The organism is Pseudocolwellia sp. G5-9 (genome assembly GCF_055808995.1).
Genome location: NZ_CM147893.1, coordinates 4,211,841 through 4,225,206 on the forward strand (window position 1 = coordinate 4,211,841; position 13,366 = coordinate 4,225,206).

At 37.5% G+C, this 13,366-nt stretch carries 14 protein-coding genes, 5 tRNA genes and 1 other annotated feature; of the genes, 5 read left to right on the top strand and 14 right to left on the bottom strand.

What is annotated here, in order from left to right; all coding sequences use genetic code 11:
* Positions 1 to 49: 49 nt before the first annotated feature.
* The 14 genes from AC0L5Q_RS18275 to hisG form a co-directional block, all read right to left on the bottom strand.
* Positions 50 to 134, bottom strand: a tRNA-Leu gene (locus AC0L5Q_RS18275).
* A gap of 50 nt (positions 135 to 184) precedes the next feature.
* Positions 185 to 259 (bottom strand) — tRNA-Gln (locus tag AC0L5Q_RS18280).
* A 74-nt stretch (positions 260 to 333) separates the two neighbouring features.
* Positions 334 to 408 (bottom strand) — tRNA-Gln (locus tag AC0L5Q_RS18285).
* Positions 409 to 446: 38 nt separating this feature from the next.
* Positions 447 to 531: transfer RNA gene (locus AC0L5Q_RS18290), tRNA-Leu, on the bottom strand.
* 10 nt (positions 532 to 541) lie between these two features.
* A tRNA-Met gene (locus tag AC0L5Q_RS18295) sits at positions 542 to 618 on the bottom strand.
* A gap of 188 nt (positions 619 to 806) precedes the next feature.
* Positions 807 to 1,295 (bottom strand): GNAT family N-acetyltransferase, encoded by a 489-nt coding sequence (locus tag AC0L5Q_RS18300; RefSeq protein ID WP_473612778.1) that lies wholly within the window; start codon positions 1,293 to 1,295, stop codon positions 807 to 809.
* Positions 1,296 to 1,448: 153 nt separating this feature from the next.
* On the bottom strand, positions 1,449 to 2,069 hold the full coding sequence (hisIE, locus tag AC0L5Q_RS18305) for a bifunctional phosphoribosyl-AMP cyclohydrolase/phosphoribosyl-ATP diphosphatase HisIE (RefSeq protein ID WP_473612781.1): 621 nt from the start codon (positions 2,067 to 2,069) through the stop codon (positions 1,449 to 1,451).
* Positions 2,063 to 2,854 carry an imidazole glycerol phosphate synthase subunit HisF gene (hisF, locus tag AC0L5Q_RS18310; RefSeq protein ID WP_473612784.1) on the bottom strand — a complete coding sequence of 264 codons (792 nt, stop codon included), beginning with the start codon at positions 2,852 to 2,854 and terminating at the stop codon, positions 2,063 to 2,065. Before hisF ends, hisIE begins: the two co-directional genes overlap by 7 nt.
* Positions 2,836 to 3,573: a 1-(5-phosphoribosyl)-5-[(5-phosphoribosylamino)methylideneamino]imidazole-4-carboxamide isomerase gene (gene hisA, locus AC0L5Q_RS18315; RefSeq protein WP_473612788.1), complete on the bottom strand. Its 738-nt coding sequence runs from the start codon at positions 3,571 to 3,573 to the stop codon at positions 2,836 to 2,838. The genes hisF and hisA overlap by 19 nt, the downstream gene beginning before the upstream one ends.
* 3 nt (positions 3,574 to 3,576) lie before the next feature.
* Positions 3,577 to 4,203 (bottom strand): imidazole glycerol phosphate synthase subunit HisH, encoded by a 627-nt coding sequence (gene hisH, locus AC0L5Q_RS18320; protein WP_473612793.1) that lies wholly within the window; start codon positions 4,201 to 4,203, stop codon positions 3,577 to 3,579.
* On the bottom strand, positions 4,203 to 5,273 hold the full coding sequence (gene hisB, locus AC0L5Q_RS18325; RefSeq protein WP_473612795.1) for a bifunctional histidinol-phosphatase/imidazoleglycerol-phosphate dehydratase HisB: 1,071 nt from the start codon (positions 5,271 to 5,273) through the stop codon (positions 4,203 to 4,205). The genes hisH and hisB overlap by 1 nt, the downstream gene beginning before the upstream one ends.
* Positions 5,274 to 5,297: 24 nt before the next feature.
* Entirely contained in the window at positions 5,298 to 6,422 is a 1,125-nt protein-coding gene (gene hisC, locus AC0L5Q_RS18330) for a histidinol-phosphate transaminase (RefSeq protein WP_473612799.1), read from the bottom strand.
* A 1-nt stretch (position 6,423) separates the two neighbouring features.
* On the bottom strand, positions 6,424 to 7,728 hold the full coding sequence (gene hisD, locus AC0L5Q_RS18335; protein WP_473612802.1) for a histidinol dehydrogenase: 1,305 nt from the start codon (positions 7,726 to 7,728) through the stop codon (positions 6,424 to 6,426).
* A 3-nt stretch (positions 7,729 to 7,731) separates the two neighbouring features.
* Positions 7,732 to 8,631 (bottom strand): ATP phosphoribosyltransferase, encoded by a 900-nt coding sequence (hisG, locus tag AC0L5Q_RS18340; protein ID WP_473612806.1) that lies wholly within the window; start codon positions 8,629 to 8,631, stop codon positions 7,732 to 7,734.
* A gap of 69 nt (positions 8,632 to 8,700) precedes the next feature.
* Positions 8,701 to 8,830 (bottom strand) — a sequence feature (His leader region).
* A 254-nt stretch (positions 8,831 to 9,084) separates the two neighbouring features.
* Here hisG and AC0L5Q_RS18345 point away from each other — a divergent pair.
* From AC0L5Q_RS18345 to AC0L5Q_RS18365, 5 genes are all read left to right on the top strand, one after another.
* Complete coding sequence (locus tag AC0L5Q_RS18345) at positions 9,085 to 9,330, top strand: hypothetical protein (RefSeq protein ID WP_473612810.1); 246 nt, start codon at positions 9,085 to 9,087, stop codon at positions 9,328 to 9,330.
* Between the two features lie 103 nt (positions 9,331 to 9,433).
* Positions 9,434 to 11,422, top strand: a complete 1,989-nt coding sequence (locus AC0L5Q_RS18350; protein WP_473612813.1) for an ATP-dependent DNA helicase — start codon at positions 9,434 to 9,436, stop codon at positions 11,420 to 11,422.
* The gene (tsaB, locus tag AC0L5Q_RS18355) at positions 11,419 to 12,135 is read left to right on the top strand and encodes a tRNA (adenosine(37)-N6)-threonylcarbamoyltransferase complex dimerization subunit type 1 TsaB (protein ID WP_473612817.1); all 717 of its coding nucleotides are present in this window, start codon (positions 11,419 to 11,421) and stop codon (positions 12,133 to 12,135) included. Before AC0L5Q_RS18350 ends, tsaB begins: the two co-directional genes overlap by 4 nt.
* 115 nt (positions 12,136 to 12,250) lie before the next feature.
* Positions 12,251 to 12,679, top strand: coding sequence for a hypothetical protein (locus AC0L5Q_RS18360; RefSeq protein WP_473612821.1), 429 nt, complete (start codon positions 12,251 to 12,253; stop codon positions 12,677 to 12,679).
* Positions 12,672 to 13,349 carry a M50 family metallopeptidase gene (locus AC0L5Q_RS18365; RefSeq protein WP_473612825.1) on the top strand — a complete coding sequence of 226 codons (678 nt, stop codon included), beginning with the start codon at positions 12,672 to 12,674 and terminating at the stop codon, positions 13,347 to 13,349. Before AC0L5Q_RS18360 ends, AC0L5Q_RS18365 begins: the two co-directional genes overlap by 8 nt.
* Positions 13,350 to 13,366 lie beyond the last annotated feature (17 nt).

A 13,366-nucleotide genomic window follows, 5' to 3' on the forward strand; every position in this document is an offset into this window, starting at 1 on the left:
TTAAAATTAAGGAAAGGTGTAATAAGATAAGTGTGAATATAATATGAAATGGTACGGGGTGAGAGACTTGAACTCTCACATCTTGCGATACTGGAACCTAAATCCAGCGCGTCTACCAATTCCGCCAACCCCGCGCATAATATAATCTTTTTGGAAATATTAAATTATTCTAGAACTTGAGAAGTGGCAGGGGTAAGAGGATTTGAACCTCTGAATGACGGGATCAAAACCCGCTGCCTTACCGCTTGGCTATACCCCTGCAGAAAAACTCAAATGTAAATTACAATACAACTTTTCTATATGATGGATTTTATAAAGAATCTTCAAAGAAAGTGGCAGGGGTAAGAGGATTTGAACCTCTGAATGACGGGATCAAAACCCGCTGCCTTACCGCTTGGCTATACCCCTGCAATGTAACTTACTTTGCAGCTAACGCTGCTTTGAAATGGTACGGGGTGAGAGACTTGAACTCTCACATCTTGCGATACTGGAACCTAAATCCAGCGCGTCTACCAATTCCGCCAACCCCGCATTTCAAAAATGGTGGCTACACCGGGACTCGAACCTGGGACCCCATCATTATGAGTGATGTGCTCTAACCAACTGAGCTATGTAGCCTAACCAACCTGCCTGAGCAAGTGGCGCGTATTATGCAAATCTCGCTGACCTACGTCAACCGTTTTTTTATAAAAAAAGAGACTTTTTGACTGTTTGAACAAACAGTGTTCGATTTGTCGTTAAACTGCGCACTCTATCTATATATAAATAAGCTATTTTTAAATTTAATGTTTGAAAAACAAACTAACTCATAATGAGGCTCTTAGCATAGCAATATGAGGGATATTGTCTTCTAAATAGATATCTGAAATACGATTAAAGCCATAAGTTTGATAATAGCTTTCTAAATGCGCCTGAGCTGATATTTTTATACTTTCTTCGGGGAAATATCTTTCACACGCCTCTAGTGCTTTTTTCATTAATAGATGGCCTAGCTTTTGCCCTCGGTATTCGGGGGCAATAACAACTCTACCAATACTTGTATAATCAGTATAAGTTGTGCCTTTAGGTAAAATACGTAAATAAGCGGCTATTACATTGTTGTTATTTTTAATTTCATTAAGAGAATAGGAAAAAAGATGGATAGTGTCTGAGTGCCTATCATGTTCATCAAGATCAGGGTAATAACAGGCTTGTTCAACAACAAAAACATCGATACGTAGTTTTAAAATGTCGTACAACTCATCTGTTGTCAGCGATGAGAATGGTTTTGTGAACCATAATAATTGTTGTGGCATAATTTGTAACCTGAGCTTATTAATATTTAATCGTTATGCTTTTAATCATAATTTGCGCAATGTATTAAATAAAGCATTAAGCTAACGTAATTAAACAGCGCAATAAAAAAAGGCACTAAAAAGTGCCTCTCGTTAAATAATAAATAGGTTAGATTATTTATTATGTCTTTTTTGTAATACTTCCATTACTTCAGAAAGCTCTACATTTTGATCTTTTAACAGTACAAGCGTGTGATAAAACAAGTCAGCGCATTCACCTAAAAACTCTTCTTTAGTTTCAGCAAGAGCGGCTATTACTACTTCAACACCTTCTTCCCCCACTTTTTGAGCAACTTTATTTGTACCGCGAGATAATAATTTTGCTGTGTAGCTTTCTTCAATAGGATCGTTAGCACGTTTATCAACAAAGCGTTCTAAGTGGCTTAAAAAGTTTTGTTGGCTAAGTTTCTCTTCAGGGAAACATGACGTTGTATTTAAATGACAAGTAGGGCCATTAGGATTTGCAGCAATGAGTAAACAGTCTTTGTCACAGTCAGCTAATACTTGTTTAACATCTAATGTATTATTCGAACTTTCGCCTTTCATCCATAAGCGTTGTTTAGAACGACTAAAGAAAGTGGCTTTACCTGATTTTAACGTTGCCTCTAAGGCTTCTTGATTCATAAAACCTTGCATTAATACAGCGCCAGTTGCAGCATCTTGAATAATTGCAGGTAATAGGTTGTCCATTTTATCCCAAGCAAGTTCTTGGCTATTTTCTAAAGTAACTAACATGTTTTTTCCTCACAAAGTCGGATCTCAACTTTATTCTGTTTGAGCATCTCTTTTAATTCAGAGATAGGGATGATGCCTTTATGGAAAACACTGGCAGCTAGCGCACCATCAACATCAGCTTGTTGAAATACATCGCTAAAATGCACCATTTCACCAGCACCGCCAGAAGCGATTAAAGGTACATTACAAACAGCGCGTGCTTGCTCAAGTTGTTTTATGTCGTAACCTTTACGCACACCATCTTGGTTCATGCAGTTTAAAACAATTTCACCAGCACCTAGTTCTTGAACTTTTTTGATCCATTCAAACGTAGTCCATGAGGTTTTTTGTGTACGTGATTCATCACCGGTAAATTGATAAACCTGATACTCACCAGTTTCTTCATTAAAGAAGCTGTCTATACCTACTACAACACACTGTTGACCAAACTGATCAGCAAGACGTGAAATTAAGGTTGGGTCCATTAAAGCCGGAGAGTTAATACTAATTTTATCAGCACCCATTTTTAATATTTGTTGTGCGTCAGCTTCAGTTTTAATACCGCCAGCGACACAAAAAGGAATATCAATAACTTGTGCTATACGGGTAACCCAGCTTTTATCGACAACACGACCGTCGGCGCTTGCGGTAATATCGTAAAATACGAGTTCGTCAGCACCTGCTTTTGCGTATTGTTCAGCTAGGGGAACAATATCACCGATAATTTCATGGTTACGGAATTTAACGCCTTTAACTACTTTACCGTCTTTAACATCAAGACAAGGGATTATACGTTTGGCCAGCATGCGATAGCTTCCTCTAAAGTAAACTTACCTTCAAGTAATGAACGACCTAAAATTACGCCGCTAACGCCTGTTGGAATTAAAGCTTTAATATCGTCTAATGAACCAATGCCACCTGATGCTTGCCAATCAAGTTCAGGATACTGTGCACATAATTCAGTGTACATAGTAACGTTTGAACCCGATAGCGTACCGTCTTTACTTATGTCAGTACAAAGTACGTGTTTTAAACCGGCATCTTGATAGTGTTCTAATAACTCTTCTAAGTTAACGCCACTGTCTTTTATCCAGCCGTGAGTAGGTAAGGTTTTATTACCGTTTTCATCAATTTTAACATCAAGTGCTAAAACGATTTTTTCGCCGCCAAATTCCTGTATCCATTGTGCAACTAGTTCAGGTTGTTTAATGGCTAACGAACCGATAACTACGCGGTCAGCGCCTACCGTTAAAAGTTGTTCAACATCTTCTTTAGAACGAACACCGCCACCCACTTGAATGGTCATTTTTTCGTGATTGACTAATGTTTTAAGTAGCGTTAGCTGGCGTTTAGTTGAGTCTTTAGCGCCGTCTAAGTCAACAAAGTGCATTACGGTTGCACCTGCTTGTGAGTATAAATCTTGACGTTCTTTTGCTGTATAGTCGTAATTTGTTTTTTGTTCGTAATCGCCTTGATAAAGTCGAACTACTTGACCATCGATAAGGTCTATTGCTGGGATCATCATGGCTTACATCTCCAAAAAGTTTTTAATAATTTTACTACCGGCATTACCTGAACGTTCAGGGTGAAATTGACAGCCAATAAAGTTGTCTTTAGCAATAGCGGCTGAAAACTCAGTGCCGTATTGGCAAGTAGCCGCAGTAAATTCACCTACAGGTACAGCAAAACTATGTACAAAGTAAAAGTATTCGCCCGTGTTAATACCTTGAAAAACAGGGTGCTCGATTACCGAAGTTAAGGTATTCCAACCCATATGCGGTAAGCGTAAGCCATTAGCTGCAAGTGGTTTTACTTGTGTGGGTATTAGGTTTAAGCAATCAATTATTTCTAACTCGCCAGAAAAATCTCCTTCATGAGAGCTTTCTGTCATTAATTGCATACCTAAACAAAAGCCTAAAACAGGTTGAGTTAAGTTTTGAATCGTAGGGGCTAGATTTTTTTTATGGATGTTAGCCATCGCATGTTTAGCATTACCAACACCGGGTAAAATCACTTTATCAGCAGATTTTATAATTTCAACATCATCTGTAATGAGCGCTTTTAAACCTATGCGCTCAACAGCAAATTGTACTGAAGATAAGTTGGCACAACCGGTATCAACAATAACGTTTAGTTTTGAATTACTGCTCGACATTACAATGAACCTTTTGAGCTAGGTAAAACATCGCCTTTTACTTCAATTGCTTGACGTAATGCGCGGCCAAATACTTTAAATAAACTTTCTACTTGATGATGACTGTTACCGTCACTTGTTGATAAATGTAACGTAACAGCCATAGCTTGCGATAACGAATGGAAGAAGTGATGTACCATTTGTGTAGACATACCACCTACCATTTCGGTGCTAAAGTTTGCGTTAAACTCTAACCAAGGGCGACCTGAAATATCTAAGCTACATTCTGCACGGCATTCGTCCATAGGTAATACAAAACCAAAACGGCCAATACCGCGTTTATCGCCTAGCGCTTCTTTTAAAGCTTGGCCTAAAGCAAGGCCAGTATCTTCAACGCTGTGATGATCATCAATATGGTAATCACCATCTACTTTAACAATCATTGAAAATCCCGCATGGGTAGATATTTGATCTAACATGTGGTCAAAAAAGCCAAGGCCTGTATTAATTTCTGAAGCGCCTACTTTATCTAAGTTTATTTCAATATTAATGTCGGTTTCTTTAGTGGTACGAGTTACTTTAGAAGTACGTGCTTTAACAAGTAACTGCTCAGCAATGTCGTTCCAATTTAGGGTTTCAGGATTATATTGAATACCTGTAATCCCCATATTTTCAGCTAATTGAATGTCAGTAATTCTGTCACCAATAACAAAAGAGTTAGCAAAGTTAACTTTACCTTGTTGTAAGTACTCGCTTACCATACCTAGTTTAGGTTTACGGCAAGAGCAGTTGTCTGAATCAAAGTGAGGACATAATAAAACGTCATCAAAAATAACACCTTGAGAAGCGAAAATATCCATCATCTTGTTATGAGGTAAATCAAAGTCGCTTTGTGGGTAGCTGTCGGTACCTAAGCCATCTTGGTTTGATACCATTACTAAGCGATAACCTTTGCTTTGTAATTTTAGTAAAACAGGAATTACATTAGGTTCAAAAACAAGCTTTTCTAAGGTATCTACTTGTTTGTCGCTGATCGGTTCTTCAATTAAGGTGCCATCGCGATCAATAAATAATATGTTTTGCTGTGCCATTTTATTTCTCTGTAGTTTGCTTGTTTAAGATTTTAAGTTAGAAAATGCTGTTTCAATAACTTGTTTTAATGAAGCTAATTCTGACTTACTGCCAATACTAATACGTAAACAATCGGCTAGTTGCGGTTGTTTAGATTGATCTCTAATTAATATGTTTTCTGCTAAAAGTGCTTCAAAAACAAAAGCTTTATGAGGTGTTTTAAATAACACAAAGTTTGCATCCGTTGGAAAAACTTGAGTACACCATTGTTGTGCTTTTAACCAAGTAGACAATTCTTTAGCAAGCGTGTTAGTCGATTTAACACGTTCGGTCATTACCGTTAAGTTATCACCTTTTAACGCTTTACTTGCTATTTCTGCAACAGGTGCTGAAATAGGGTAAGGCGCAATCACTTTACTTAACATCGCAATAACATCACTATTTGCTAAAGTAAATCCGCAGCGTAAACCAGCTAATGCAAAAGCTTTAGATAAGGTTCTTAAAACAATTAAATTATCGTACTGAGGTAACCAGCTAGCAACCGACTTATCTGCACTAAATTCGATATAAGCTTCATCAACAACTACCATAGCGGTGTCTTTAAATAGCTCAAGTACTTCTTTAATTTGTGCGTGAGGTAATAAATTACCTGTAGGATTGCCCGGCGAACATAAAAACACAACTTTTGCATTACCCACTTGTTGCTTTAGCGCGTTAATATCTAATTCGTTGATACCTGTTTCACTTTGCAAAGGTACTCTAACAATACCTGCACCGTGATTTTCTGCACTAATGGCATACATACCATATGTTGGTGGGCAAATAAGAATGCTGTCTTCATACGCTTTACAAAACGTACGAATAATTAATTCAATACCTTCATCTGCACCACGTGTTGCAAGTATATTGCTTTTAGGCTGTTGGCTATATTCACTGTAGGCGTTTATTAATGAGTCAGGTTGAAAGTCAGGGTAACGATTTATACAGTCAGCGCTGATCTCATAATTTCCTAATCCTGCAGCTTCGTTAGCGTTTAACCATGTTTTATTGTTAAATTCACCATTACCAGCATGTAAGCGACGAGCTGACTCATAGGGGATCATGTCTACCAGTTCAGCTCTAGCGAGCTTGTTTACTATTGAGGGTACGGTTGAACTAGAATTACTCATATTACTTTGCATCCTCTAAACGAATAGTGACAGCACGTTGGTGAGCATCTAATCCTTCAGCATCAGTCAATTCGATAATACATTCAGCTAAACTTGCTAAACCAGAGCGTGTAATTTCTTGTACAGTAAAACGTCGTGAAAAATCGGCTAAAGATAAGCTGCTTACCACTTTTGAATAACCATAAGTAGGTAATACGTGGTTTGTACCACTTGCATAATCACCAGCAGATTCTGGTGTAAAAGCACCTACAAAAATAGAACCTGCATTACGTAACTTACTTACTAAGCTACTCGCGTTATCGGTTTGTACAATTAAATGTTCTGGACCATATTCGTTCGATACTTCAACCGCTTGTTCAATAGACGTTGTTAAAATTAAACGACAGTGTTCAAGAGCGGCGGTAGCTATATTGCAACGGCTTAATAAAGCCACTTGCTTTTGTAATTCAACATCTACAGCGCTTAATAAACTTTCGCTGTTTGACACTAAAATAACTTGGCTGTCTGGACCATGCTCTGCTTGAGATAATAGATCTGATGCGATAAAAGCAGGGTTACTGTTTTCGTCACCAATCACTAATACTTCAGAAGGGCCAGCAGGCATATCAATGGCAAAACCAGCGACTTGTTGAGACAGCTGCTTTTTAGCTTCAGTTACAAATTTATTGCCTGGGCCAAACACTTTATTCACCGACTTAATGGTTTCAGTACCAAAAGCTAACGCGGCACAAGCTTGTGCGCCACCCACTGTGTATATTTCGGTAATGCCACATAAATTTGCAGCAGCTAAAATTTCGTTAGCTAATTTACCATCTTTGTCTGGTGGGCATACTAATACTGATCTTTTACAACCGGCAATTTGTGATGGTACACCTAGCATTAATACCGTTGAAGGTAATGGCGCACTGCCTGCAGGTATATATAAACCAACACTTTCAATGGCTTCAGATTTTAAAACACAGTTAACGCCGGGGGTTGTTTCAACGGCAATATCTTGATGTTTTTGTGCTTCGTGAAAACGTTTAATTTGACCATAAGCCGTTTCAATCGCTTTTAAGCGTTTTGGTGAAAGTGCTTTTACAGCGGCTTCTAATTGCTCTTGAGAAACGGTTAAGGTTTTTAATGCAATACCATCGAACTTTTCAGTTAAATTGTATAATGCTTTATCACCTTGTGTTTTCACCAAATCAAGAATACTCGCTACTTGCTCTGATAGCGTGGCACTATCAGCAATAGCAGGGCGTGCTAACGTGTCTTGTTTAGCTTTTTCGTCGAGTAACGACCAATTAACTATAGGGTATTTCATTGTTTAGCCCATCATCTTTTCAATTGGCATAACAAGAATTGAGTGACAACCTAAGGCTTTTAATTCTTCCATTGTTTCCCAGAAAAATGTTTCTGTAGCAACAACGTGAACGGCAACCATGTCTTCGCGGCCCGCTAAAGGTAAAATTGTTGGTGTTTCAGTTCCCGGCATTAAAGTGCTTACTTCAGCAATTTTGTCTTTAGGTGCGTGTAGCATAATGTATTTGCTTTCTTTAGCTTTCATTACGCCGTGTATACGTGGCAATAAGGTATCTAAAATAGCTTGTTTTTCTGGGTTTAAGGTATCTGCACGTTGTATTAATGAGGCTTTTGAACGAAATACTTCAGCAACTTCTTTTAATCCGTTGGCTTCTAAAGTAGCGCCTGTTGACACTAAATCACAAATACCGTCAGCTAAACCTACACGAGGAGCTACTTCCACCGAACCTTTTAATAAACAAAACTCTACGTTAATACCGTTTTCTTTGGCAAAACGAGTTAATAATTGTGGGTAGGTTGTTGCAAATCGTAAACCGTCTAAACATTTAAGGCCGGTATATTCAAACTCTTCAGGCATAGCGATAGAAAAACGACAGCCACCAAAATCTAATGGTGTTGTACGAATGTATTCATTTTTGCTGCCAATTAAAGCACGTGCTAATTCTTCTTCTTCAAGCGTGTTGTCACCAACAATACCTAAATCACATACGCCATCCATAATTAATCCTGGGATGTCGCTGCTTCTTACACGCATAATATCAATAGGCATATTAGCAACATGAGCGAGTAATCTTCTATCTGTAACGTTGATTTTTAAACCACAACGTTTAAATAGAGCTTGTGTATCGTCGCTAAGACGACCTGATTTTTGCATTGCTATGCGTAAACGTGTTTCAGTTGTCATGCTTAATGTCCTATTAATTTTAAAATTTTAAATTTGATCATTCTTGTTTCGTTAAGCTGATAGAGCTAAACGTAAAAACCCCCGAGAGAGATGACTCTTTCGGGGGTTTTAGAAAATTCTATATTTCGATTACCACTGAAAGGTCACAGCCCCTCAGCGAATAAACCTGAGCAGCTAATCCGTATGGTGATGATGATGTAAGTTCAGGTTTAAATTCATTATTTTCTCGTTTTGGAAAACGTGTCGTTTTCTGTTTAATATTCATTACGTAGAAATTTCAGTACAGAAATATTTTTAATCTGTTTAATGGAGCGTACAATACTGTTTATTTGCTTTTAGGGCAAGTATTTCTTAACTATTTAATATGAAATATTGATCTAAGATAGTAAAGGTTTTCTCTTACAAGCCGATAATAGAGCTATTAGTATTTAATGTTAAATTGCGGAGGGCAGCATGATGGATATTTTTACCACTCAGTTGAGGCGTGTTGTTCAAACGCCAATAAAACCTGCAAACTCTAAAGTTAAGGGACCAGCTAAAGAACCAGCAACAGCTGAATTAACAGAAGATTTTGATCACTTAGAACAGCATGCTGATAAGCATAAGCTTGAAAAAAGTGATGCTGAAGAAGAAACGCCTGATAGCGTTGATTCTAAGCAGGGTGAAGATAAACCTCCACATTTAGATATATATGTGTGATTAAGTATTTCTCCGCGGTGATTTTTACTTCAACGCTATTTTTTCTCCTTCATTTCCTTATAATAGAACGCAATTAACTTAATCTAAAAGAATCCTGCTGTAGATGACTCCTGTTGAGCATGCTTTTTCTGAAAATGGCGCATTAGCTAGCGCTATTTCAGGCTTTTCACCACGCCAAGCCCAAACTGATATGGCCATTGAAGTGGCTAATTCAATTAAAAATAAGTCATCGCTAATTGTGGAGGCTGGAACAGGTACAGGTAAAACTTTTGCTTATTTAATTCCTGCACTCATTGCTAATAAAGAAGCTGCTGCGAAAGAAGAACCTCAAAAAAAGATCATTGTTTCAACCGGGACTAAAAACCTGCAAGAACAGTTATTTCATAAAGATTTACCTCTTATTAAAAAGTCTCTTGCGACTCAGGCACAAGTTGCTTTGTTGAAAGGTCGCGCTAACTATTTATGTATTTATCGACTTGATCAATATAAAGAATCGCGAGGGCAGTTAGATGCCGAAAGTTTAGCTGATTTTGTAAAAGTAAGAGAATGGGCAAATGTTACTCATACGGGGGATACGGGCGAACTGGTTAATGTTATTGAAAACTCTCCGGTATTTCCTTTTGTTACCAGCACTGTCGATAATTGTTTAGCAAAAGATTGTCCTAATATTGAAGATTGTTATTTAGTCAAAGCACGACAAAAAGCGATTGATGCTGATTTGGTTGTGGTGAATCATCATTTGTTTTTTGCTGACATGGCATTAAAAGATAGCGGCTTTGGTGAGCTAATTCCTAAAGCTGATATTATGATTTTTGATGAAGCCCATCAAATAGCCGATATTGCGAGTGAGTATTTTGGTGAGGCATTTTCAACTCGCCAATTATTAGACTTATGTACCGATGTTATTCAGGTTTATAAAACTAGCTTAACGGATGTTAAACAATTAGGAAAAGCGGCTGAAAAGCTATTAAAAACAAGCCAAGAATTTAGGCTGTTATTTAATTATGATCCTGAACGGGGAAACTGGCGAGAAAAGCATAACCAAAAACGCTTTGGTCAAGCATTCGCCTCGTTAAAAGTAGATTTAGATTTTTTGTATCAGGTGATCAAATTGTGTGTATCGCGTAATGAAGCGATTGATCATTGTTTTGAACGCGCCGTTAATTTATTAGCACAGTACGATATTATGGTAGATGTTGATGCTTTAGGCATGAGCTTTTGGTATGAAACAACACCTCGACATGTTGTGCTTCATAAAACGCCATTATCTGTTGCTGATAAATTTAGTGAGTACGTTAAAGAGTCAGGTGCTGGTTGGATATTTACATCAGCAACGCTGGCGGTAGATGGAAAATTTGAACATTTTGCTCAGCATTTAGGCTTAACTAGCGCTAATCATTTATTACTGGAAAGCCCTTTTGATTACGAACAACAATCACAACTTGTTGTGCCGCGTTATTTACCTGAAGCTAATGATAAAAGCCGTGCAAATGCGTTAGCAAATATTGCTTTACCGTTAATTGAAGCAAGCCAAGGTGCCTGTTTTATGTTGTTTACTAGTTATCGCGTAATGCATCAAGTTGCTGAACTGCTTTCAGAGCAAATAGAAAACCCGTTGTTAGTACAAGGGCAAATGGGGAAAAGAAAATTACTTGAAGAATTTATTGAACAAAAACACGCAGTTTTATTAGCTACAGCAAGTTTTTGGGAAGGTATCGATGTAAGAGGGAGCAGCTTAACTTGTGTTATTATTGATAAGTTACCTTTTGCTTCGCCAGATGATCCCTTATTACAAGCAAGAAGTGAAGATGTAAAACGCCGTGGTGGCGAACCTTTTTCGCAAATACAACTACCTCAAGCGGTTATTGCTTTAAAGCAAGGAGTAGGGCGCTTAATACGAGATGTAAGCGACCAAGGTGTTTTGGTTATTTGCGACAATAGACTCGTTAATAAACCGTACGGGGAAGTGTTTTTAAATAGTTTACCTGCGATGAAGCGCACACGAAATATTGAACAAGCAGCTACATTTTTAAAAAGCTTGAACAATAATACAGAAGAACAAAAGTTAGAAACAGAGACAAAACTTACATGAGTAAAGCAAATTATTTAGTTATTGATGCATCAACAGAAGCGTGTTCAGTAGCTCTACAGTATCAAGGTAATATCACCAGTTTATATGAGTTATGTCCGCAATCTCATAGCTTACGTTTATTGCCTATGATAGATGAACTATTAAAAAGTGCCGAGTGTTCTTTAGATAAATTAGACGGAATTATTTACGGTCAAGGTCCAGGGAGTTTTACTGGAGTACGTATAGGTATTGGCGTAACACAAGGTTTAGCTTTTTCAGCTGAATTACCTGTCGTCGGTGTATCTACTTTGCAGGCTATGGCGCAACAAGCCTTAACTACTTATGGTGAAACTCGTGTTATTTCAGCGATTGACGCGCGTATGAGTGAAGTTTATACAGGCTATTACGAAGCTGACGACAATAATATTATGCAACCTAAAACTGCAGAACGTGTATTACCACCAGCTACGGTTAAACAATATTATATCGATACGGTAAGTCTTGATATGAATAACTTACCTTATGGTGTAGGTACCGGTTGGGAAGCTTACAAGGCCGATCTTGAACAATTAAAACATAATGAAGGCGAACCCGAACTGTTATTCCCCCATGCTCAAGCTATGTTACTTATTGGCGCAGTGGCTTTTAGTCAAAATAAAGGTGTCGCTGCAGAAAACGCTCAACCTGTTTATGTGCGAGATACCGTCTCATGGAAGAAATTACCGGGTAAATAGTCTATAATTTATACTTTACAGAAATCTCAATCGTAATTTTATTGCTGTGGCGCTTATAAAATCAGCTAAAATAAATTTAGTTTTAACCTTTATCATTATTTGTTAAATTACACTTATGAACATAAATGACTCAACATATTCAAACCAAGCTTTACGTGCCGCACAAGGTACACAAGGTGTTGGTAAAGCTAATCAACAGGGGAATGTAAAGCCTGTTGTAGCGCCTATTGATGAAAATAATCAAAGTAGTAAAAGCAAAAATTTAGAGAAAGATAAATCACGGTTTGATGTTAGTGAAGAAGCTATTGCACTACTTGAACAACAAGCCGAGCTAAATTCAGCTCAATCAGGCACAGGTATTGTGGTTCGAGGAGAAAACTCCTCAACCAATAATTCAGCAAGTGATCAACAACAATCTAAAAGCTCTCAGTACGATAAACCTTCTCAGCAAAACCTTTCAGCAGTTGCAGCCTATCAATCGGTTGATAACATTGCTCAGAGAGAAAACATAAAACAATTCTTTGGCGTTAATCTATTTGCCTAATATTCAAAAAAGTTCGGTTGGTTTTTTAAATAGACACCAGTTTTGGCTGTTTATTATTGCCGCAATTATATTTATTCAAATCCCTATTATTTCAGTCCCTTTTAAATGGTTAGAAAGCTATTTTCATGAAATTAGTCACGGCCTTGCTGCTTTAATTACGGGGGGAAGTGTTGTTCAAATAGAGCTGTTTCCTAATGGTGCGGGTTTATGTACAACTCGTGGTGGCTTTACCTTATTAATCAGCTTTATGGGCTATGCTGGCGCAATTATGTGGGGCTTTTTAATTTATTCAATTGCATCTATTAATCAAAAAGTGGCAAAAATTGTTACTGGATTAATTATTGCGCTTATTGTGTGTTCTCTCATTTTTTGGGTACGAGATTTATTAACCTTATTTATTTTGTTAGTGGTGCTGGGGATTTTTTTCTTACAATTTAAATTACCAAAATTAGGTTATTTACAAAAATTATTAAAATTTACCGGTATTATGGTGTTATTAAATAGCTTGTTAAGCCCATTGTATTTGCTAGACGGACGCTCTCTTGGTGATGGTGCTCGTTTAGCAGAAATAACATTTATTCCTGAACTTATTTGGGTAATAATCTGGTCTGTTATGGCTATATTGAGTTTATTTACCTTAAGTAAGCGATCTAAATTTACCGTAAGATAGACATCACAATCTATTGT